This window comes from Ruegeria sp. SCP10 (assembly GCF_040329495.1).
GTDB lineage: Bacteria > Pseudomonadota > Alphaproteobacteria > Rhodobacterales > Rhodobacteraceae > Ruegeria.
In genome coordinates, this window is record NZ_JBDZYF010000014.1 from 23145 (window position 1) to 44271 (window position 21127).

A 21127-nucleotide genomic window follows, 5' to 3' on the forward strand; every position below is an offset into this window, starting at 1 on the left:
AGCCAATGCGCCAGGGCTCTACAACGTTAGAGGATACCTGGCTCACCCGTGCAAAGCGCCTGCTGGCTCTGGCCGAAACAGGCCAGCATTTCACAAAAGACCCGTTCGATCGCGAACGCTATGACGAGATCGCAGCCATGGCCCGGTCCATGCTGGCTGATCTTGGCCGTACGCCAATATCAAAGATTGAAGCACTGACCGTCCATCATACAGGCGGTTATGCCACCCCCAGCATCGACATTCGCGGCGCCGTTATCCGCAATGGGCACATCCTGTTGGTGCGCGAGCGCAGCGATGGAAAATGGGCCCTGCCCGGCGGATTTGCAGACATCGGCAGTTCACCGGCTGAGAATATCGAGCGTGAGGTCTGGGAAGAGGCGAGCCTGCGCGTTCAGGCCCGCCATTTATACGCATTACGCCACAAGGCGCGGCACCCCTATCCGCCAGACGTTCGGGATTTCTACAAACTGTTCTTCCTGTGCGACGAGTTACAAGCCCAGTCTCCGGAACCCGGCCCGGAAACCAGTGAGGCGCGGTTCTTTCCGGCTGCGGCGCTGCCCGAGCTTTCTTTGACACGCAACATCACAAGCGACATCAATGCTGCCTTTGAAGCCGCCAAAGCCGACAGTCCGAGTGTGCAATTCGATTAATCGCGGTGTCACCGCTGAAGCAGAACCGTGTGTCTGGATTTATCGCGCCGGATAGGACGCTTCGTCTGACATCGGCACCCAACCCGGCAGATCCTGAGGCGATACCGAGACGTGCAGTTGCTCGGACCGATCCCGCCCGACCTTGCGATGCTTGCGCAACAGGAAAATCTTGCCCCAACCCCGCCACGTGCCCACCGAAGGCGCGCCGGCATCTGTCGGGAACCGGTCCCTCCACCCGTCTGGGAGAGGCAGCCCATGTCGCTCGGCCTTATCCAGCATCCAGATCATCGAGATATTGCTAAGCGGTCTGGCCTGCTCGAACCCGTTTAGCTGACCACCTACATCTCCATGGCTACCGCGGAACCAAACCTGTTCAACATGACCTTTGAAATCGGGTTTGCACTGCCAGAGCACCGGCTCATACACCTCTCGCGTCTCATCCAGGGCCATGGCGTGATAGCCATGGCGCGTGGCTTGCCCCAGATGATGGTTGTGGAACGCGTGCCTGTCTTCCGCCCAGCGCCACAACAATGGCAGACGCAGCCCAAGCGCCTTTACCGTATCCCAGACGCCAATCATCTCGATGGCAAGGTCGTCATGGCAAAACTTGCCCCGGAAATCCCGCGCCGCCGCCCCCGAAGGGTTGCACTCATAGTGCCGGTAAGCCTGTTTGATATTGCGCTCGGTTGCGTGCTCGGCCTTAAGCAGGCCGATCATATCGATCACCCCGGCCAGGCTGCGCACACCATAGGCACCGCGTGAGTAACCCATGAAATAGATACGATCCCCCGGTTTGTAGCGCGATGCCAAATATCCATAAGCGCGCCTGATTTGCCGGTTGATACCACGCCCCATCATCACATCCAGCGAGGATTTCCAGCTATCCCATTGCACGCCAGATTCATAAAAAACGGATACTTGGCTGCCCATCTCCTTACACAGTCGGTAAGTCTGACCCGCGTGGGTTTCGAATCCCGGTTCGAGTGTCGACATGGTCCCGTCCAGAATGATAACATGGCTGATCGGTTCGCGATGCCGCACTTCGGCAGAATGCTCGGACCGCAATGGCCGCCCAAGCCATCCCAGTACCTTTCTGCTTAGCCGCGACAAAACCATATCTCAGCCACTCCTGTACTCTGTAAGGTTGCGCGCGCTCCTCAGCATCGCACCTCCTCTGACCCCGGTCGCATGCGCACCAATAGCCTCTGCATCTGCATCTCACCCCCGCAATACAAACGAGCGTCCAGCTTAAGGCGCGCTAATAAATGCGGCATGGAGATACACTTAAGGATGGGCATCCTGCCCCTGCCGGGCAAGGCACCCAACGAAACCGTGAGCCTCTGCGCCATCATCACGATCCTAGTCGTCCATTTGGGCAGCATCATGGCCAAGTCCGTCACCTGCTTCAGCGTCTTCAATAGAACCACCATATGTCTGAATATATTACGAAAGTTCAAAACCTGTGCAAATCTCCAGAAAGCGTCTGTTATCTGGTCACGAAACTGACAGCAAAGCTACACCTTGCCCCGCCGCGCGGCCCTGTGACCACACCGTAAGAGTGTGATCGACCCGACCATCCGTTGTCTGTGGCGTGGTTCACGGTCGCGATGAACTTCGCCGCTGAGGGGAATTGGCGGCAAAGCCTTCCACTTTCCCAAACCTTTCGCTATTGCAGGCGCTGACCCTCAATTCGATGACGCAGGACGCACCCCATGGCGATGGAAAAGACATTCAACGCGGCCGAGGCCGAGGCCCGCATCTATGAAGCCTGGGAACAGGCCGGAGCCTTCAAGGCAGGCGCGAACAAATCGCGTGACGAAAGCTTTACCATCATGATCCCGCCGCCCAATGTGACCGGTGCTTTGCATGTGGGCCACGCGTTCAACAACACGCTGCAGGACATCCTGATCCGCTGGCACCGGATGCGCGGCTTCGACACGCTGTGGCAGCCCGGTCAGGACCACGCGGGCATCGCCACGCAGATGCAGGTGGAAAAGATGCTGGCCGCCACGCAGCAGCCCAGCCGCACTGAACTGGGGCGTGAGAAATTCCTTGAGAAAGTTTGGGAGTGGAAAGGCGAATACGGCGGCACGATCATCGAGCAGTTGAAGCGTCTGGGCTCCTCCTGCGACTGGTCGCGTAACGCCTTCACTATGGCAGGCGCTGCGGGCGATCCGCGCACGGGGCACGAGAATTCGGCCAATTTCCACGATGCAGTGATCAAGGTTTTCGTCGACATGTACGAAAAGGGCCTGATCTATCGCGGCAAGCGTCTGGTCAACTGGGACCCGCATTTTGAGACCGCGATCTCGGACCTTGAGGTCGAGAATATCGAAGTCGCAGGCCACATGTGGCACTTCAAGTACCCGCTGGCCGGTGGCGAGACCTACACCTATGTCGAGAAGGACGAGGATGGGAACATCGTGCTTGAGGAAGAGCGCGACTATATCTCGATCGCCACGACCCGCCCTGAAACCATGCTGGGTGACGGCGCGGTTGCGGTTCATCCATCGGACGAGCGTTACGCGCCAATTGTCGGCAAACTCTGCGAAATCCCGGTTGGTCCGAAAGAGCATCGCCGTCAGATTCCGATCATCACCGATGACTACCCCGATCCCGATTTCGGCTCAGGCGCGGTGAAGATCACCGGTGCACATGACTTCAACGACAACATGGTCGCCAAGCGCGGCGGCATTCCGATGTACCGCCTGATGGACACCAAAGGCGCAATGCGGGCCGATGGTGCGCCTTACGCCGAAGAGGCAGGCAAGGCGCAGGAATACGCGCGTGGACGTGATTTCACCGAGAACGAGATCGACGCGATCAACCTGATCCCCGATCACCTGCGCGGCCTCGACCGGTTCGAAGCGCGCGCGAAGGTCGTCGAGGAAATCACCGCTGACGGTCTGGCCGTCATGACCCGCGCGGATGATCCCCGCTTGGGTTCGACCGCCTTGAAACCTGATCATGAAGGTGCAGACAAGCTGGTTCCGCTGGTCGAGAGCAAACCGATCATGCAGCCCTTCGGTGACCGCTCGAAAGTGGTCATCGAGCCGATGTTTACCGACCAGTGGTTCGTGGATGCCGAAAAGGTCGTCGGCCCCGCGCTGGATGCGGTCAAGGACGGCACGGTCAAGATCATCCCCGAGTCGGGCGAGAAGACCTATTACCACTGGCTGGAAAACATCGAGCCCTGGTGCATCTCGCGTCAGTTGTGGTGGGGGCATCAGATTCCGGTTTGGTATGGACCGAATGGCCTGACAGTCTGCGCGGAAGATCGAATGGAAGCACTAAGCGCTGCCGCAGACATACTGAAAAAGAAGCATGGGCTCGCAGATGGGAAGATCATAGTTGCTGATGTAACTGATCTTGAAAAATACCCAGCAGAGCTTGATGCGAAGGCCTATGATCTAGAATTGGAGCCCCAGTTAATATTGGCTTCCAGCGATACGCCACAAAAGTTGACCGACGGTGCAATGTTGTTTGGTTTGCGCCGTGACCCCGACGTCCTCGACACCTGGTTCTCCTCCGGTCTCTGGCCCATCGGCACCCTGGGCTGGCCCGAGCAGACGGATGAGCTGAACCGCTACTTCCCCACGGACGTCCTGATCACCGGCTTCGACATCCTGTTCTTCTGGGTCGCCCGGATGATGATGATGCAGCTGGCCGTGGTCGATCAGATCCCGTTCCACACCGTCTACCTGCACCAGCTTGTCCGCGACGAGAAGGGCAAGAAGATGTCCAAGACCACCGGCAACGTCATCGACCCGCTGGAGATCGTGGACGAATTCGGCGCCGACGCGCTGCGGTTCACCAATGCCTCGATGGCGGCCATTGGTGGCGTGCTGAAACTGTCCCGCGAGCGCATCACCGGTTACCGGAACTTCGGCACCAAGCTTTGGAACGCCGTCCGCTTTGCCGAGATGAACGAGGTCTTCACCGACGCCGTCCCCCAACTGGACGTCGCCGACCTGAAACCCAAAGCCGCCGTGAACCGCTGGATCATCGGCGAAACCGCCCGCGTGCGGGAAGAGGTCGACGCGGCACTGGAAAGCTATCGCTTCAACGACGCGGCCAACGGGCTTTACGCCTTTGTCTGGGGCAAGGTCTGCGATTGGTATGTGGAACTGTCAAAACCGCTGCTGCAGGGCGACGACGTCGAAGCACAGGCCGAGACCCGCGCCACCATGCGCTGGGTTCTGGATCAGTGCATGGTCCTGCTGCATCCGATCATGCCCTTCATCACCGAAGAACTGTGGGGCCTGACCGGCGCGCGCGCCAAGATGGTCGTCCACGCCGACTGGCCGACCTATGCGGCCGCCGACCTGATCGACGCCGACGCGGATCGCGAAATGAACTGGGTGATCTCGGTGATCGAAAACACCCGCTCGGCCCGCGCGCAGATGCGGGTTCCGGCGGGCCTCTATGTGCCCATGCTGGTGACCGAGATCGACGCGAACGGCCAAGCCGCATGGGATCGCAACGAAGCGCTGATCAAACGTCTGGCGCGGATCGACAGCCTGACCAAAGCCGACGAGCTGCCCAAAGGCACGATCTCGATCGCTGCGCCCGGTGCGTCCTTCGGCTTGCCGTTGGCAGACATCATCGACATCGGCGCGGAAAAGGAACGGCTGGAGAAGGCCAAGGGCAAACTGGCCAAGGAACTCGGCGGCCTGCGCGGCCGTCTGAACAACCCCAAATTCGTGGCCTCCGCCCCGGAGGAAGTGGTTGTAGAGGCCAAAGCCAACCTTGCCGCCCGCGAGGAAGAAGAGGCGAAACTGAACGAGGCCCTCGCCCGTCTGGCCGAAATCGCCTGATCTTCATCTTTCCACAATCGCACAACTCGAAAACCCCGCCACACGTTATGGCGGGGTTTTCCTTTTCTCTGACGCTTTTGACCTTGTTCCCGGCAGGCTGCGGTTGTTAGCAAATGCAAGTGGCAACCCCTGAGGACGCAATGACACAGCGCTTTCCCCCGACGCAGACCGTTTCAACCGGGTTGGTGGTCGCTATCGTTGGGTTCTTTAGCTCATTCCCGATTGTCTTGCAGGGCTTGGCCGCCATGGGTGCCTCGCCCGCTCAGGCCGCGTCCGGCCTGATGAGCGCGGCCATCGCAATGGGGTTGGCCGCCATCATTCTAAGCACAGTCTACAAGCTGCCAATCAGCGTCGCGTGGTCCACGCCGGGGGCTGCGCTGCTGGCTGTTTCGGCCACGCCGGTGGAAGGCTATTCGGGTGCTATCGGAGCGTTCTTATGTGCCGGCGCTCTGACGGTTCTGGCCGGGCTCTGGAAACCGTTGGGGCGTTTGGCAGCGGCGATCCCGACTACGCTGGCTCAGGCGATGCTGGCTGGCGTGCTTTTGCCACTTTGTCTGGTGCCTTTCAAAGCAGCGGTAGAGATACCTTGGCAGGCCCTGCCGGTAATCCTGACCTGGTTCATCGCAGGTCGTTTCAATCGTCTATTCGCCGTTCCTGCCGCTGTGATCGCGGCGGCCATTGTGGTGACGTTGAATGCCGGGGACGCCCAGTTGCTGCCCGATCAACTGGTAGCCGCCCCGGTATGGACCACGCCTACGTTTTCAGCCGCGTCCGCAATAGGGATAGGCGTGCCGCTTTTCATCGTGACAATGGCAACGCAAAACATTCCCGGTGTCGCCGTGATCCGCAGCTTTGGCTACAAGCCAGACGCAGGTCGGTTGTTCTCAGCCGTTGGGGGCGCAAGTCTGCTCTCTGCCCCCTTTGGCGCACCGGCAACCTGCCTGGCCGCAATTACCGCTGCGATGTGTTCGAACGAAGACAGTCACCCCGACCCTGCCCTGCGCTATTGGTCCGCGATCATGGGGGGCGTGTTCTACTGCCTGTTCGGTATCTTTGCCGTCGCAATCACCAGCTTCGCCGCGAATGCCGACCCGCTGTTGATGGGCACTTTGGCAGGTGTGGCCCTCATCGGGGTGATGGCCAATGCCCTGCACGCGTCACTGGATGTGCCAGCCGAGCGCGAGGCGGCCATTCTGACTCTGGCCATCACGGCTTCGGGCGTCAGTGTCTTTGGTCTGGGCGCTGCGGTCTGGGGGTTATTGGCAGGTGGTATCGCCTATCTTGTGACAAACAAAATACGCTGATCCCTTTCGTGAAATCTTAGATATTGATACGATACGCGCATGTTCGGATCGCTTGGAAAACTGGTTGAACGCCAGATCAAAAAGGCTCAGGCCGAGGGCCAGTTGCAGGGCCTCGATGGCGAAGGTGCCCCGCTGCCTGACCGTTCGGGCGAGGCGCAGGGCGATCCTGCGATCGCAGCCGGTCACCGGATCATGGCACAGGCCGGGGTTCTGCCTGAAGAATTCGATGTCAAAAAACAGCTGGATGCGGCGCGAAAGGAATACGCAACCCTGTCCGACCCCGAGGCGCGCAAAGCGGCAATGGCCAGGATCGCAGATCTGGAGATGCGGTATCATATGGCCCGCGATGCGCGACGCGCCTTTATGCGTTGATCATTTGAATTCCGGCTTTCGACCTTGCATCTGAGCCATGACAACTTCCATCTGATCGGGCTTTCCGATCAGGTCCACTTGCTCTGAAGATTCGGCTAACAAAACATCCTGGCGGCCCCGGGTTTCGGCCACCTCGATCAGCCGTTTGGCGGCCCGGATTGCAGAGGGGCTTTGACCAGCGATGTTTTCGGCGATTGCCAGGGCTTCGGTCAGCGGATCATCAGACAGCTTTGTCACTAACCCCCAGTCCGCCGCCTGAGATGCGCCGATGGGACGGGCAGTATAGGTCAACAGCCGCAGAACATCCGAGCGAACCAGCCGAGGCAGCAGGACCATGCCGCCCATGTCCGGTATGATGCCCCATTTCATTTCCATCACGGCCAGTTTGGCCTCGGGATGCGCGATGCGGATATCTGCGCCCAAGGCGATCTGCAGCCCGCCACCATAGGCCACGCCCTGAATGGCACAGATCACTGGAACCGGAACACGGCGCCAGATCAAGGCAAGCTCCTGCATCTCATTGGCGTCTTCGTGGCTGCGGGTCATCAGCCATTCGGTCGGGTCTTTATGCGCCATGCTTGCAAAGCTGGCCATGTCGAGTCCGGCGCAGAAACTTTTGCCCTCGCCCGACAGGACAACAGCGCGTGCATCGGATGTGGCGACCTCTTGCCCGGCACCCAGAAGGGCTTTGATCATCGCGTCGTCCAGCGCGTTCATCTTGTCGCCCCGCGTCAGCGAGACATGTGCAATTTGATTGCGGTATTCGACGGATACCCGTGCCATGATGGCCTCCTAACACTGTTTGGTCGAACATGACCCAAAATGAGGGTTCAGTTCCACTGCGACGTCAGGGCAATGCACATGCTTGCCCCAACTGTGCGCATACGTTTATCTGCGCCTATGACTGGACCACGCTATACATCGCTTACCCAAACCCTTCCCGCAACCGTGCCGTTTGTTGGCCCTGAAACGCAGGAACGTCAGCGCGGTGCGCCATTTTCGGCGCGTCTGGGCGCAAATGAGAACGTGTTTGGCCCATCACCCCGAGCGATTGAGGCCATGCGTGAGGCGAATGCCGAGATTTGGATGTATGGTGATCCCGAAAACCACGATCTGCGTAACGCCCTGGCGGATCATCATGGGATCGCCCCCCAGAACATCGTTGTTGGCGAAGGGATCGACGGGTTGCTGGGATACCTGTCGCGCCTGATCGTTGAACCGGGCGACGCCGTTGTGACCTCGGATGGGGCCTATCCGACCTTTGACTACCACGTCGCGGGCTATGGCGGGGTTTTGCACAAGGTGCCCTATGCCGGGGATCACGAAGACCCACAGGCCCTGTTTGCAAAAGCGGCCGAGGTTGACGCGAAACTGGTCTATCTGGCCAACCCAGATAACCCGATGGGCAGTTGGCACAGTGGCGCAGACATCGTTGCCGCGATGGACGCTCTGCCCGAGGGATGTCTGCTGGTGTTGGACGAGGCCTATGTGGAATGCGCCCCGGAAGGCACCGCAGCCCCTGTGCGAGCCGATGATCCGCGCGTGATCCGGATGCGTACATTCTCAAAAGCCTATGGCATGGCGGGTGCGCGGGTTGGGTATGCGATTGGTACACCCGAATTGATCCTGGCCTTCAACAAGATACGCAACCACTTTGGAATGAACCGCGCAGCACAAGCGGGGGCACTGGCTGCGTTGGCAGATCAGGCTTGGCTGACCGAAGTGCAACACCGCATTGAAACCGCACGCCACCGCATTGGCGAGATCGCGCGTGAGAATGGGCTGATCGCTTTGCCTTCGGCCACAAATTTCGTCGCAATTGATTGCGGTGAAGATGGCGAGTTTGCCAAGGCGGTGTTGGCATCCCTCGTGGCGCAAGGCATTTTTGTTCGGATGCCATTTGTTGCCCCGCAAAACCGCTGCATCCGCATCAGTTGTGGTACCGAAGATGATCTAACGGCTTTGTCCAGGGCTCTGCCGATCGCGTTGCAGGCTGCGCGGTCGGGTGGATCGGCAGGTTGAGTTAGGGGGCCCTGCCCCCGCCGCGCTGCGCGCGCCTCCCCCGGGATATTTATGGCCAGATGAAGCGGATCAGGCCTGGTTGGCCAAAGTCGTCGCAGCAGCCTCGAGCGCGCCGTTGCCGCGTGGTATGTTCAAGGCCGCCATTGCAGTTTCCACGCCGCCTAGCATCGCCATAACCATCTGAGCGTTTACATGGCCCATATGGCCGAGGCGGAAACAGCCGTCCCAGTCCTCCATCCCCAATCCAATGCCGAGCGTAAGACCGAGGTGATTTTCGGTAAAGTTGCGCAGCGGTGTGCCACGCCCTTCGGTCAGGCGCAGGGCGGTGACCGCATGGCTGCGATAGACCGGATCGGCGACATTGAAATGGAGGGCACCGCCCTGCGCCCAGACCTCGCAGGCCGCCCAGATCGCTTTGGCAAGGTGCTGGTGACGGGCCCAGACGTTTTCGACACCCTCTGCATGAATCATGTCGAGCGCTGCACGTAGACCGTAAAGGTGATGTGTCGGCGCGGTGCCGTCAAAATATTGGTAGAACGATTCAGGATTGGCGCGCGGCTGCCAGTCCCAATAGAGCGAGACACGGGGCATTGCGGCCCGTTTTGCCTGCGCTTTGTCGTTAAAGAAAACAAAGCCCATGCCGGGCGGTGTCATCAGCCCTTTTTGGCAGGCGGTGACTGTCACATCGACGCCCCAGGCGTCCATTTCGAACTGGTCGCACCCGAGTGAGGCGATACAATCCGCCATGAGCAGCGCCGGATGGTTCAACTCGTCCAGCAGCGCGCGCAAGGCTGGGATATCATTGCGGATCGAGCTGGATGTATCCACATGGACGGCAAGAACTGCCTTGATCTCATGTGCTTGGTCGGCCCGCAGCACATCCGCAATTTGCTCGAAATCCCACGGGGAAGATGTGCCGAAATCAATCGTTTTGACCTTGGCGCCAATCCCTTCGGCCATCTCGGCCCAGCCATAGGTGAAACGACCAGAGGCCGGGGCCAGAACGGTTTCGCCGGGCGCGATCACGTTCGACAGCGCGGCCTCCCACGTGCCGTGGCCGTTGGCGATATAGATGGCGACATTCTGGTCGGTGCGGGCCACGCGCTTTAGATCCTGTGTCAGCGCGGGCATCATCTCGATCAGCGCGCCGTCGTAAATGTTGGGCGAAGGACGGTGCATGGCCTGTAGCACCGCGTCGGGCATCACCGAAGGGCCCGGAATGGCCAGATACTCGCGCCCATGCACGAGGGAGGTTTGGTTTGTCATGAGGGTAACCTGCTTAACTTGTGGCCTACCCTAGCGTTTCGCCTTGCGGCGTCAATCCGTCAGGTGGGTCGCCTCACGCGCAAGCGCTTCGATCCCGGACCAGTCGCCCTCTTGAACCATCTGCTTTGGCGCGACCCAGCTGCCACCGGCGCAGATCACGTTGGACAGCGAAAGATAGTCGCGGGCATTCGAGGGCGATACTCCGCCTGTAGGGCAGAAAGTGATCTGAGGCAGGGGCGCCCCTATGGCTTTCAGGGCCGGTGCGCCGCCCGAGGCCTCGGCAGGGAAGAATTTCAGCATGTCATAGCCCTTTTCCAGCAGGGCCATCGCCTCACTCGCGGTGGCCGCGCCGGGCAGAAGGGGCAGGCCTTCGGCTTCGCAGGCGGCGATCAGGGCATCGGTCGCGCCGGGCGAGACGCCAAACTGCGCGCCCGCCTCTTTGGCGGCGCGGACCTCTTCGGGGGTGACCAGCGTGCCTGCGCCCACGACGCCTCCGGGCACGTCCGCCATGGCGCGGATGGTGTCCAACGCGGCCGAGGTGCGCAAAGTGACTTCAAGCGCGGGCAGGCCGCCTGCAACCAGCGCCTCGGCCAAGGGGCGGGCGTGGGCAGCGTCATCCACGACCAGCACGGGAACGATGGGGGCCAGCGCGCAGATCTCGCGGGTGCGTTGGGTTTTGGACATAGGTTAAACTCCGAAAATGCTGGCACCTGTGTCGGCGGACCCGACATTCTGGCGGAACGCGCCGAAGAGGTCGCGGCCGACGCCGTGCTGGTTTGCAGACAGATCAGCAGTCGCTGGGCTGCGGTCGAGGACGCCGGGGGTGAGGATTTCAAGCTCACCCCTGACCGCATCGACGCGCAGCAGATCACCGTCTTGCAGATAGCCGATGGCACCACCGTCCAGCGCCTCAGGGCAGACATGGATGGCGGCGGGAACCTTGCCCGACGCACCGGACATACGGCCATCGGTGACCAGAGCGACCTTTTGCCCCCTACCCTGAAGGATCGAAAGTATCGGCGTCAGCGAATGCAGCTCTGGCATACCGTTGGCCTTCGGGCCCTGGAACCGAACAACGACGATGACATCGTCAGTGAACTCTCCGGCCTTGAAGGCGGCTTTGACGTCGTTCTGGTCGTGAAACACACGGACGGGCGCTTCGACCACTTGGTGTTCGGGTGCCACGGCCGAGACCTTCATCACGCCGGTGCCAAGATTGCCGGTCAGGCGCGACAGGCCACCGGTGGGCTGGAACGGGTCCTTAGCCGGGCGGACGATCTTTTCATTCAGGCTGTGGTCTGCGCCGTCTTCCCAGACCAACTCGCCATCTTTCAGCTTGGGTTCCTTGGTGTAGTTATGAAGTCCGTGCCCCGCAACAGTCAGCGTGTCGGGGTGCAACAGCCCATCGTCCAACAGCGTGCTGATGGTAAAGCCCAAGCCCCCGGCGGCGTGGAAGTGGTTCACATCGGCCAGACCGTTGGGGTAGACCCGCGCGACCAGAGGGACCACTGCGGAGATGTCGGAAAAATCCTCCCAATCCAGCACGATCCCGCCTGCGCGCGCCATGGCGATCAGGTGGATCAGCAGGTTGGTGGAGCCGCCCGTGGCCATCAGGCCAACGATACCATTGACGAAGGCGCGTTCATCGAGGATCTGACAAACCGGTGTGTAGTGATTGCCCAAGGCGCTGAGAGACAGGGCGCGGCGCGCGCCTTCCTCGGTCAGCGCATCGCGCAAAGGTGTATTGGGATTGACGAAGCTGGAACCCGGCAGGTGCAGGCCCATGAACTCCATCAGCATCTGATTGGTGTTGGCGGTGCCGTAGAAGGTACAGGTGCCGGGGCCGTGATAGGCGGCCATTTCCGCCTTCATCAGTTCGTCGCGGCCGACTTCTCCTGCAGCGAATTTCTGGCGGACCTTGGCCTTTTCGTCGTTCGGCAGGCCGCTGGTCATGGGGCCTGCGGGCAGGAAGACGGCCGGCAGATGGCCAAAGGCCTGCGCGCCGATGATCAGGCCGGGCACGATCTTGTCGCAGACCCCCAGAAACACCGCCGCGTCATAGGTGTTGTGGCTGAGAGCCACGCCCGTCGCCAGCGCGATCACATCGCGCGAGAACAGGGACAGCTCCATCCCCGCCTCGCCCTGCGTGACGCCGTCGCACATGGCGGGAACTCCGCCCGCCACCTGCGCTGTACCGCCTGCCGCGCGGATCGCCTGACGGATCAGTTCGGGATACCGCTCGAACGGTTGGTGGGCGGACAGCATGTCGTTATAGGCGGTGACGATGCCGAGATTTCCGGCGGTGCCGGTGGCCATCGAGTTCTGATCCTCGCCCGCACCGGCATAGGCGTGGGCCTGACCGCTGCAGGACAGATGCGCGCGGGCGGGGCCTTTGGATTTGGCCTGCTCCATCCGGTCCAGATGCGGGCCGCGCGAGGGAGCGCTGCGGTCGATGATGCGTTGAGTAACATCGGTGATGACATTGTTAACCATGGTTAACCTCCGATCTGGCGCCAGCGGCGACCATCGCGATGCATCAGCATCAGGGCTTCTTCGGGGCCGGAACTGCGCTGATCGTACTTCGCGGGCTTATCGCCCCGCTCTTCCCAGCCGTGGATGATGGGATCGACCCAAGCCCAGGCGGCCTCGGCCTCATCCCCGCGCATGAACAGGGTCTGATCGCCCCGGATCACGTCCATAATCAGTCGTTCATAAGCGTCAGGGGATTGACCATCATCGCCCAACGCGTCGGCAAAGCTCATGTCCAGCGCCACGTCGGACAGACGGAAACCGCCCTGCCCCGGTTCCTTGATGGTAGTGCGCAAGGTGATGCCCTCATCCGGTTGCAGGCGGATCACCAGCACGTTGCCGTGCAGCGGGCCAACATTCGGGAAAATCGTATGCGGCGGGTCGCGGAAGAACACGGCGATTTCGGATTCGCGCGCGCGCAGGCGTTTTCCAGTGCGCAGATAGAACGGCACCCCGGCCCAGCGCCAATTGCCGATATGGGCTTTGAGCGCGATGTAGCTCTCGGTTCGGCTGGCCGGGTTTTCGACGTGATCGAGATAGCCGTCCCCGCCCTTGTCAGAGCGATACTGGCCACGAGCGATGTCTTTGGGCTCCACCGGTTCCAGCGCCTCGATCACTTTGACCTTTTCGTCTCGCACCGCGTTGGGGGCGAATTTCGAGGGCGGCTCCATCGCCGTCAGACACAGCAATTGCACCAGGTGGTTCTGAATCATATCCCGCATCGCGCCGGATTGATCATAGTAAGCGCCGCGCCCCTCAACTCCCACCGTCTCAGCCACTGTGATCTGGACATGATCGACATGTGTGGCGTTCCAGAGCGGTTCGAACAAGGAATTGGCAAAACGCAGCGCCATCAGGTTCTGTACGGTTTCTTTGCCCAGATAATGGTCGATGCGGTAGATTTGATGCTCTTCGAAACAGGCGCGCAACCCCTTGTTCAAAGCCTTGGCCGAGGCCAGATCATGACCAAAGGGTTTTTCCACCACGATCCTGCTATCAGGCGTGGCCAACCCATGATCGTGCAGCCGTTGCGCGATGCCCGAAAACAGGCTGGGGCCCACGGACAGATAGAAAGCGCGCACCACATCAGGTCGCAGCGATTTCGCCAGATCAGGCCATCCTGAATCGCCCAGCGCATCCACCGGGACATAGTCGACGCGTGACAGGAACCGATCCAAAATGCCCTTGTCGTATTTCGGGGCAAACTCATCCATTGACGCGCGCAGTTGTTTGCGAAACCCTTCACTGTCCATGTCCGAGCGCGCCGTACCAATGATACGCGCATCTTCTGGCATCTGACCGACCTCAAAACGGTGATACAGCCCGGGCAGGATCTTGCGTTGCGCCAGATCGCCCGTCGCGCCAAACAGCACGAGGTCAAACGGGTCTACAGGAATTACACGTGAGACCATGGCCTGGTTCCTTTTGCATCCACCTGTGCCAGCCTATCATGCCCCATGATTTGAGAAGGTGACACTGCCGTCATAAGAATGTTATCGCTAACATTTGTGGTCGTAATAAGAAGATAGACCCAAGAAATCAAGCATGGATTTGCGCAAAGCCGCAGGTTTTCCGGTTAGCTTTGGCTGCGCAACCACTCCATCACTGAAGGTCGCACAGATTGCTCGCCCCGGTGGCGTGCATCGGCGATGATCTTGCGCACCTCCTGAAGGTTCGAACGCAACAACAGGCTTTTCACAGGACCAATCGAGGCCGGACGCATCGACAAAGTCCGAATTCCCATCGCCGCCAAGCATAGGGCCTCAACGGGCCGACCCGCATCCTCACCGCAGAAACTGAGCGGCGTATCCGAGATATCGCAGCGTTCAACCACGCGTTCGATAAAGCTGAGGAAGCTGACATTCAGGGTGTCATACCGCCTACGCACGAGCTCGTTTTCGCGATCGGCCGCAAAGAAAAACTGTTTTAGATCGTTGCCACCGATTGAAATGAAATCGACCTCATCAAAGAACTTCTGCGGTGCAAACCCCAAAGAAGGCGTCTCGAGCATCGCGCCGACTTCCAGCGTTTCGGGCAGCACATGACCCAGCCGCTTTTCCCGCTCAATGGTCTTGTTGACCTCCCATCGGGCTTCACGAAACTCATCGGCCTGTGCGACAAAGGGGAACATAACCGTTAAGGGCCGCCCATTCGCAGCGCGGATAAGCGCCTGCAGCTGCATCCGCATGACGCCACGCTTGTCCAGACCCACCCGGATCGCGCGCCAGCCAAGAGCCGGGTTTGGCTCGGCCACATGTTTCATATAGGGCAGCACTTTATCTGACCCGATATCCAGCGTGCGGAACACCACGCGCTTTTCGCCAGCTGCATCCAGTACGCGCTGATATTGCGTAACAAGTTCAGACCGCTTCGGCATCTGATTGCGGACCAGGAACTGAAGCTCGGTCCGGAACAAGCCAACCCCTTCGGCCCCCGAATTATCCAGCGAGGGCAGGTCTGCCATCAGGCCCGCGTTCATAACCAGGTTCATCCGTGCGCCATCCTGCGTCACGCATGGTGTTTCACGGATCGAGGCATAGCGTTCCTGCGCTTTGGCCTGCATGGCGATCTTGTCGCGGAAGGCGCTGACCACCGTATCCTCGGGGCGCAGGTGCACAACACCTTGGTCGCCATCGACCAGGATATGATCGCCATTGAGCGCCTCGGTCGTAATGCGCCCCACATGAACAACCAATGGGATCGCCAAGGCACGTGCCACGATGGTCGCATGGCTGCCCACAGACCCTTCCTCAAGCACAATCCCTTTCAGCGAGCGGCCATACTCCAGCAGATCGCCTGGGCCAATATTGCGCGCAATTAGAATCGGATCCGGTGGCAGGTCCGAACTATCAGTTTTACCCTGCCCCGTCAGGATCCGCAGCAGGCGGTTGGACAGATCATCTAGATCGGCCAGACGCTCTCGCAGATAGGGATCTGTAACCTGCCCCATACGGGCCCGCGCCTGCGATTGCTCTTTCTCAACCGCCGCTTCCGCGCTGAGGCCCAGCGCAATGTCTTCCTCCATGCGGCGCATCCAGCCTTTGGAATTCGCAAACATCCGGTAGGCTTCCAACACTTTCAGCTGGTCAGAATCCCCGCCCTGAGAAATCTCCAACATCTTGTCGACGCCAACGCGCAACTCTTCGACCGCCTCGACCAGCCGCTCACGCTCGCGATGTGGATCATCGGCAATCGGATTGGTGATTACAACGCGCGGCTCGTGCAGCCAGACATGCCCTTCGGCTGACCCTTCCTGCGCCGGTCCGCCCCGCAGCAGCACGGATTGCTGGTGCAATGGAGACAGCGCCGCACCTTCACCGACGAACGCGCCAAGCTCGGCCATTTCGGCCAACACCATGGCGACAACTTCCAGAGCGTAGACCTCATCAGCAGAATACTCGCGCGCCTCGCGCGACTGAACGACCAGTACGCCTAGGTTTTCGCCCAATCGCTGTATCGGAACACCCAGAAAAGACGAGAACCGTTCTTCACCGGTTTCCGGCATGTAGCGAAAACCTTTGGCCGATGGCGCGTCGGCGGTGTTCACGATCTTGCCAGACTTGGCCACCCGACCTACCAGCCCTTCACCCATCCGCATCCGCGTTTTATGTACCGCCTCGGGCGATAGGCCTTCGGTTGCGCAAAGTTCCAGCGTTTCCTCGTCTCGGAATAGATAGACCGAGCACACCTCGGCCCGGATGCTATCGGCGATCAGATGAGTGATCCGGTCAAGCCGTTCCTGACCGGCGGCCTCGCTCGCCATTTCTTCGCGCAGCCGTCCCAGCAGCTTGCGGGATTCAGTTTCGGTGCCGTCCGCCATGGCCCACCCAAATTAGTGCGTCAGGCAAGACCTTTGGCTGAAATGCTCAGGCCGCCTTGTCCAGTTCAAAGGCATCATGCAGTGCCTGAACAGCAAGTTCCATGTATTTCCGATCCACCAGAACGGAAATTTTTATCTCAGAGGTTGTAATGACCTTAATATTGATCCCCTCATCCGAGAGAATCTTGAACATCTTGGCCGCAACACCGGATTGCGAGCGCATACCGATTCCAACCACCGAGACCTTGCAGACGTCATTATCGGCAACCAGTTCAGCATAGTTCAGCTCGCCCGCATCCTTGATCGCCAGCAGCGCTTTTTCAGCGCGCGCGACCTGATCGGTCGGGCACGAGAAGGTCATGTCCGTGCGACCTTCGTCCGAGATATTCTGTACGATCATGTCGACATTGACGCCCTCATCGCTGAGCGCGGTAAAGATGATCGACGCGATCCCCGGGCGGTCAGCGACCGACACCACAGTCATCTTTGCTTCGTCGCGAGAATAGGCCACACCGGCCACAACATTGGATTCCATGATATCCTCCTCATCGCAGACCAGCGTACCTGCATTGTCGGATTGTTCTTCGAAACTGGACAGCACCCGCAGGCGCACCTTATAGCGCATCGCCAACTCGACCGAGCGGGTCTGTAGAACCTTTGCGCCCAGTGAGGCCAGTTCCAGCATTTCCTCGAACGAGATTTTCTCAAGCTTGCGCGCCTTCTCGCAGATGCGCGGGTCGGTCGTGTAAACCCCATCCACATCCGTGTATATGTCACAGCGCTCGGCCTCGAAAGCGGCAGCAAAGGCCACGGCCGTCGTGTCTGAACCACCCCGACCCAGCGTTGTGATACGCCCTTCTGGGCTCAGGCCTTGGAACCCTGCAACAACGGCCACTTTCATGCCTTCCCCGAACTTCTGGTTCAGGTTGTCGGTCGGGATTTCTTCGATCCGCGCCGAGGAATGGGCGCCATTGGTCAGCAACGGAACCTGCCAACCCTGCCAACTGCGCGCCGGGATATCCATTTCCTGTAGAGTCAACGCCATCAGACCTGCGGTCACATTCTCGCCCGAGGACACCACAGCGTCATACTCACGCGCATCGAACAGGGGTGATGTTTCATTGACCCAGCCCACCAGTTCGTTGGTCTTGCCGGACATGGCCGAGACGATGACGATCACGTCATATCCCTTGGCCACCTCAACGCCCACACGCTTTGCCGCGCGGCGGATACGGTCAAGATTGGCAACCGATGTGCCACCGAATTTCATCACGAGTACGGGCATGAGGCCAACTGTCTCCGTGCCTTGGGCTGTTAGTTCCGTGCCTCATATGCGAGGGGGGGATCAAGGGCAAGGGCGCAATCAGGCTTTGCCTGCGACCCAGGGCTGCTTTACAATCAGCGGGCACAGTGTCAGCCTGTCCTTCGCAATCATTCCAAGAGGTTATTTATGCTCCGCCTTGTCGCCGCCTTCGTCCTACTGTCCTCTCCCGCCGTTGCGCAGGTCGCAAGCGTGGCAGGAACCGATGGTCAGAACGCTTTGGGCACCGTCCCTTGCGCGGTCAATGCCGGTGACCCGCTGCAAAGCTGCAATGCCGAGTTGCGCCGTCGCGATGATGGCAGCGTCACCCTGGCGGTGGCCTTGGGCAATGGCGAGGTGCGCAACATCTATTTCACCGATGGCGTGCCGGAGTCCAGTAGTTCACCTTCGAAACTCAGCTACGAAACACGCGGTGATCTGCTGATCATATTCATCGAACCCGGAGAGGTTTATGAACTGCCCAAGGCGGCACTGAACACTCAGTAAGCATGCGGCTGGCCGTCATAGGTTTCAAAGCAACCGGTATTGTCCAATGAGAGCGCGTCAAAGCGCTTGATGAGGCCTGAAACGGCCTCATCCACGTGAATATCGGCTGACGATCCGCCCATATCCGTCTGTACCCAACCCGGATGGTAGATCCCGACTGAAATGCCATCTGCCCTTAGATCGGTCGCCAGATTACGTCCCAGATTCAACGCTGCCGCCTTGGACGCGCGGTAGATATAACTGCCCCCTGGCGCCCGCGAGTGTGATGCCATTTGTGATGAGAGAATAGCGATTTTGCCGCCAGCTGCCTGCAAATTCGGTAGCAAAGCCTGAATGGTTAGAAATACACCGGTAACATTCGTCGCAAAGCTCTGTGCCCACATGTCCGCCGGATAGCCTTCAAGGCCCTGACCCTTGTCAAGATAAACGCCCGCATTGCAGATCAGCAGATCAAGCGGTTGCCCTTCTAGTTGCCGCGCCATCGCCTGATGATGCACGTTGTCCGAGACATCCAACTGTATTTCAGCACTATTGTCGCGGGCCGTGCCGGTAACACTATGCCCGTCAGCGCGATATTGATCCGCCAGAGCCTTCCCGATTCCGCGATTGGCTCCGGTAATCAGTAAATGCATGGATCAATTCGTCTTTCTGCTGGGCACAAAGGGCAACGGGGCGACCGGCACGCCATCTTCGATCAGCGCTTTCGCCTCATCTGGCTTGGCCTCACCATAGATCGATCGTTCGGGCGCGTCGCCCAAATGCATCTTTCGGGCTTCGCTGGCAAAATCTTTACCAACATAGTCCGAGTTCTCCTCAACCTTGCGGCGCAGCTCGGCCAGCGCTTTCTCTATTTCAGGCGCTGGTGTCGCCACGCTGATCTCATTGGATCCGGCGGGGGCTGTTGCGTCGGGTTTGGGCGCGGCCTTACGTGCAGGACGTACCCGTGGTGTCATGATTGCTTTTTCCACCTGCGAACAGCCGCAGACCGCACAGGTCACAAGACCTGTTGCTGCCAGCTTGTCAAACGCTTCGGCTGACTGGAACCAACTGTCGAATGTGTGGCCTTCGACGCATTTCAACGCGTATTGAATCATTTTTCACCCAAAGAAGCGATGGCCGAATAGATACCGACCGGCAAGACAATATCAAGCCCTACCAAGGGATGATCAATGCAGGCCGGACTTAAAGCTACGTAAAATGACGGCAAGTTCGGGTGAGGCCACCTTGGACGCTGCTTTTTTCAGCGAGCACCATTGCCGCTTGCGCTGCCCTTTTTCCGGAAACTCCTGTGCCAGGGATTTCACGTGCAGCGGATACACGTCGACCATACACAAAACCGGCCCTTTTCTGGGTCGCATCTTCACAAAAGGGAACTGTCCCAGCGATTGGTCACTGCATTTTCCAACAACACCCGCCTCTTCCCAGGCTTCCTGCGTTGCAGTTTCGGCCGCCGTCAATCCGGGCATCAACCAGCCTTTGGGGATGATCCATCGCCGGGTTTGCCGTGTTGTGATCAAAAGAACCTCCGGCCGACCTTGCTCAACCCGATAACATAAGGCAGCTGCTTGTGGTAAAATCGCAAGATTTTCCACACTGTGCCATAGCTCGGATGAAAGCCGGGCGTTCATCGCGACAATCCCTTTCACAAGAGGTTCAAGCCTGTCTGCCAGGTCGCTGATTTTTGTCCTATTTTGCGAACCTGATAGTTTTTGATACCACATCATGCGGTTCAAGCCAAGGTTGCTGGCCTCAGGCTACATTCTGGAAGACAGCATACGAACCAGTTGATCGTGCGGAATATCGGCATCAATCGCCAATCGGCGCAGACCAAAATGAACATGCGCGATCTGCTGATAGTAGCGGGTATAGATATAGTTCGTTCCGCCACCTGCGAGTGCCCCCAGCACCGGCACCGACTGCGCGGCAAGTTTTTGTCCCAGAACGATTGATAGCCGCGGCGCAACCGCTGCGATCAGGCGCTGCATGGCTGGTCCGGTCAGCGTCAGGCGCACGGAAAAGAACCCCAGATCAGCCCCATCATCATATGACAATGGGCCCGCAGCTGACAAAACGCGAACGCAATCGAATTTGACGTTTTCCTCAGCCGGGTCAAAGCCTTCGCGCGCGGCCGCACCCTGAATTGAGCGCAGCAACATTGCAGTGGTTGCCGGTAGTTCAACCAATGACGTCGATAGGCCGCCAATACCACCTGCCGCGCCCATCGCGGTTGTGACCGCCGTATTCACCCATGGTTCCTGATCGGGAACCGCGCGCCTGGACCCTTGCGCCGCCTGAATGGCCAACCATAGAGCGCTCTCGGTCGCTCCGGTCAGGCCTTGACGTACGGGTTCAGGCAACTGGTCAATCAGGGATTCAGCCGACCCACCCAGTGCATTCAGTAGTCGAACCCCGGCACCGCCCGCAGTTCTATAGTGCTGCGCCAAGCGGTCCAGCTCTGCCTCGGCATCTATGTCTTCAACAAGAACCACGTCCTGCATCTGATCCCTCCGTTCGTTGAACAGATCGGGGTTTGCAGTCAG

The 21127-nt window shown here is 59.4% G+C and carries 18 protein-coding genes; 6 read left to right on the forward strand and 12 right to left on the reverse strand.

The genetic code is table 11. From position 1 onward, the window contains the following. Window positions 1-5 precede the first annotated feature (5 nt). Entirely contained in the window at window positions 6-650 is a 645-nt protein-coding gene (locus ABLN87_RS20045) for an NUDIX hydrolase (protein ID WP_353013649.1), read from the forward strand. Between the two features lie 39 nt (window positions 651-689). Here the strand turns inward: ABLN87_RS20045 and ABLN87_RS20050 are convergent, their stop codons facing one another. Then, entirely contained in the window at window positions 690-1766 is a 1077-nt protein-coding gene (locus ABLN87_RS20050) for a DUF2235 domain-containing protein (protein WP_353013651.1), read from the reverse strand. A gap of 596 nt (window positions 1767-2362) precedes the next feature. On the opposite strand from ABLN87_RS20050, the gene ABLN87_RS20055 reads away from it, so the two are divergent. From ABLN87_RS20055 to ABLN87_RS20065, 3 genes are all read left to right on the forward strand, one after another. Continuing rightward, window positions 2363-5467: a valine--tRNA ligase gene (locus ABLN87_RS20055; protein WP_353013652.1), complete on the forward strand. Its 3105-nt coding sequence runs from the start codon at window positions 2363-2365 to the stop codon at window positions 5465-5467. Between the two features lie 140 nt (window positions 5468-5607). Then, window positions 5608-6771, forward strand: a complete 1164-nt coding sequence (locus ABLN87_RS20060; RefSeq protein WP_353013654.1) for a benzoate/H(+) symporter BenE family transporter — start codon at window positions 5608-5610, stop codon at window positions 6769-6771. Window positions 6772-6810: 39 nt separating this feature from the next. Continuing rightward, window positions 6811-7143, forward strand: coding sequence for a DUF1992 domain-containing protein (locus ABLN87_RS20065; protein WP_353013656.1), 333 nt, complete (start codon window positions 6811-6813; stop codon window positions 7141-7143). Here ABLN87_RS20065 and ABLN87_RS20070 read toward each other — a convergent pair whose 3' ends face one another. After that, window positions 7144-7926: a crotonase/enoyl-CoA hydratase family protein gene (locus tag ABLN87_RS20070; protein ID WP_353013658.1), complete on the reverse strand. Its 783-nt coding sequence runs from the start codon at window positions 7924-7926 to the stop codon at window positions 7144-7146. Between the two features lie 117 nt (window positions 7927-8043). Between ABLN87_RS20070 and ABLN87_RS20075 the strand changes: the two genes are divergently transcribed. After that, window positions 8044-9165 (forward strand): pyridoxal phosphate-dependent aminotransferase, encoded by a 1122-nt coding sequence (locus ABLN87_RS20075; RefSeq protein ID WP_353013660.1) that lies wholly within the window; start codon window positions 8044-8046, stop codon window positions 9163-9165. Window positions 9166-9234: 69 nt separating this feature from the next. On the opposite strand, the gene ABLN87_RS20080 is transcribed toward ABLN87_RS20075, so the two are convergent. The 6 genes from ABLN87_RS20080 to ABLN87_RS20105 form a co-directional block, all read right to left on the reverse strand. Beyond that, window positions 9235-10431: a pyridoxal-phosphate-dependent aminotransferase family protein gene (locus ABLN87_RS20080; RefSeq protein WP_353013661.1), complete on the reverse strand. Its 1197-nt coding sequence runs from the start codon at window positions 10429-10431 to the stop codon at window positions 9235-9237. A gap of 51 nt (window positions 10432-10482) precedes the next feature. After that, window positions 10483-11115, reverse strand: a complete 633-nt coding sequence (locus ABLN87_RS20085) for a bifunctional 4-hydroxy-2-oxoglutarate aldolase/2-dehydro-3-deoxy-phosphogluconate aldolase (protein ID WP_353013663.1) — start codon at window positions 11113-11115, stop codon at window positions 10483-10485. Window positions 11116-11118: 3 nt separating this feature from the next. Further along, complete coding sequence (gene edd / locus ABLN87_RS20090; protein ID WP_353013665.1) at window positions 11119-12924, reverse strand: phosphogluconate dehydratase; 1806 nt, start codon at window positions 12922-12924, stop codon at window positions 11119-11121. Window positions 12925-12926: 2 nt separating this feature from the next. Beyond that, window positions 12927-14372, reverse strand: a complete 1446-nt coding sequence (zwf, locus tag ABLN87_RS20095; protein ID WP_353013667.1) for a glucose-6-phosphate dehydrogenase — start codon at window positions 14370-14372, stop codon at window positions 12927-12929. 164 nt (window positions 14373-14536) lie between these two features. Beyond that, window positions 14537-16780, reverse strand: coding sequence for a phosphoenolpyruvate--protein phosphotransferase (gene ptsP, locus ABLN87_RS20100; RefSeq protein WP_353013669.1), 2244 nt, complete (start codon window positions 16778-16780; stop codon window positions 14537-14539). A 46-nt stretch (window positions 16781-16826) separates the two neighbouring features. Continuing rightward, complete coding sequence (locus ABLN87_RS20105; RefSeq protein WP_353013671.1) at window positions 16827-18065, reverse strand: aspartate kinase; 1239 nt, start codon at window positions 18063-18065, stop codon at window positions 16827-16829. A gap of 165 nt (window positions 18066-18230) precedes the next feature. On the opposite strand from ABLN87_RS20105, the gene ABLN87_RS20110 reads away from it, so the two are divergent. Next, window positions 18231-18587: a hypothetical protein gene (locus tag ABLN87_RS20110; protein ID WP_353013673.1), complete on the forward strand. Its 357-nt coding sequence runs from the start codon at window positions 18231-18233 to the stop codon at window positions 18585-18587. Here the strand turns inward: ABLN87_RS20110 and ABLN87_RS20115 are convergent. The 4 genes from ABLN87_RS20115 to ABLN87_RS20130 form a co-directional block, all read right to left on the reverse strand. Beyond that, window positions 18581-19219, reverse strand: coding sequence for an SDR family NAD(P)-dependent oxidoreductase (locus ABLN87_RS20115; RefSeq protein ID WP_353013675.1), 639 nt, complete (start codon window positions 19217-19219; stop codon window positions 18581-18583). The genes ABLN87_RS20110 and ABLN87_RS20115 overlap by 7 nt on opposite strands. Before the next feature lie 3 nt (window positions 19220-19222). Beyond that, window positions 19223-19681: a DUF1178 family protein gene (locus tag ABLN87_RS20120; RefSeq protein ID WP_353013677.1), complete on the reverse strand. Its 459-nt coding sequence runs from the start codon at window positions 19679-19681 to the stop codon at window positions 19223-19225. Between the two features lie 72 nt (window positions 19682-19753). Further along, window positions 19754-20311 (reverse strand): NUDIX hydrolase, encoded by a 558-nt coding sequence (locus ABLN87_RS20125; RefSeq protein WP_353013749.1) that lies wholly within the window; start codon window positions 20309-20311, stop codon window positions 19754-19756. A 30-nt stretch (window positions 20312-20341) separates the two neighbouring features. Continuing rightward, entirely contained in the window at window positions 20342-21085 is a 744-nt protein-coding gene (locus ABLN87_RS20130; RefSeq protein ID WP_353013679.1) for an EcsC family protein, read from the reverse strand. Window positions 21086-21127 lie beyond the last annotated feature (42 nt).

Excerpts from the sequence above, each read along its gene's own strand:
- ABLN87_RS20045 (WP_353013649.1), top strand. The coding sequence starts at position 6 with ATGCGCCAGGGCTCTACAACGTTAGAGGATACCTGGCTCACCCGTGCA.
- ABLN87_RS20050 (WP_353013651.1), bottom strand. The coding sequence starts at position 1,766 with ATGGTTTTGTCGCGGCTAAGCAGAAAGGTACTGGGATGGCTTGGGCGG.
- ABLN87_RS20055 (WP_353013652.1), top strand. The coding sequence starts at position 2,363 with ATGGCGATGGAAAAGACATTCAACGCGGCCGAGGCCGAGGCCCGCATC.
- ABLN87_RS20060 (WP_353013654.1), top strand. The coding sequence starts at position 5,608 with ATGACACAGCGCTTTCCCCCGACGCAGACCGTTTCAACCGGGTTGGTG.
- ABLN87_RS20065 (WP_353013656.1), top strand. The coding sequence starts at position 6,811 with ATGTTCGGATCGCTTGGAAAACTGGTTGAACGCCAGATCAAAAAGGCT.
- ABLN87_RS20070 (WP_353013658.1), bottom strand. The coding sequence starts at position 7,926 with ATGGCACGGGTATCCGTCGAATACCGCAATCAAATTGCACATGTCTCG.
- ABLN87_RS20075 (WP_353013660.1), top strand. The coding sequence starts at position 8,044 with ATGACTGGACCACGCTATACATCGCTTACCCAAACCCTTCCCGCAACC.
- ABLN87_RS20080 (WP_353013661.1), bottom strand. The coding sequence starts at position 10,431 with ATGACAAACCAAACCTCCCTCGTGCATGGGCGCGAGTATCTGGCCATT.
- ABLN87_RS20085 (WP_353013663.1), bottom strand. The coding sequence starts at position 11,115 with ATGTCCAAAACCCAACGCACCCGCGAGATCTGCGCGCTGGCCCCCATC.
- edd (WP_353013665.1), bottom strand. The coding sequence starts at position 12,924 with ATGGTTAACAATGTCATCACCGATGTTACTCAACGCATCATCGACCGC.
- zwf (WP_353013667.1), bottom strand. The coding sequence starts at position 14,372 with ATGGTCTCACGTGTAATTCCTGTAGACCCGTTTGACCTCGTGCTGTTT.
- ptsP (WP_353013669.1), bottom strand. The coding sequence starts at position 16,780 with ATGGCGGACGGCACCGAAACTGAATCCCGCAAGCTGCTGGGACGGCTG.
- ABLN87_RS20105 (WP_353013671.1), bottom strand. The coding sequence starts at position 18,065 with ATGCCCGTACTCGTGATGAAATTCGGTGGCACATCGGTTGCCAATCTT.
- ABLN87_RS20110 (WP_353013673.1), top strand. The coding sequence starts at position 18,231 with ATGCTCCGCCTTGTCGCCGCCTTCGTCCTACTGTCCTCTCCCGCCGTT.
- ABLN87_RS20115 (WP_353013675.1), bottom strand. The coding sequence starts at position 19,219 with ATGCATTTACTGATTACCGGAGCCAATCGCGGAATCGGGAAGGCTCTG.
- ABLN87_RS20120 (WP_353013677.1), bottom strand. The coding sequence starts at position 19,681 with ATGATTCAATACGCGTTGAAATGCGTCGAAGGCCACACATTCGACAGT.
- ABLN87_RS20125 (WP_353013749.1), bottom strand. The coding sequence starts at position 20,311 with ATGATGTGGTATCAAAAACTATCAGGTTCGCAAAATAGGACAAAAATC.
- ABLN87_RS20130 (WP_353013679.1), bottom strand. The coding sequence starts at position 21,085 with ATGCAGGACGTGGTTCTTGTTGAAGACATAGATGCCGAGGCAGAGCTG.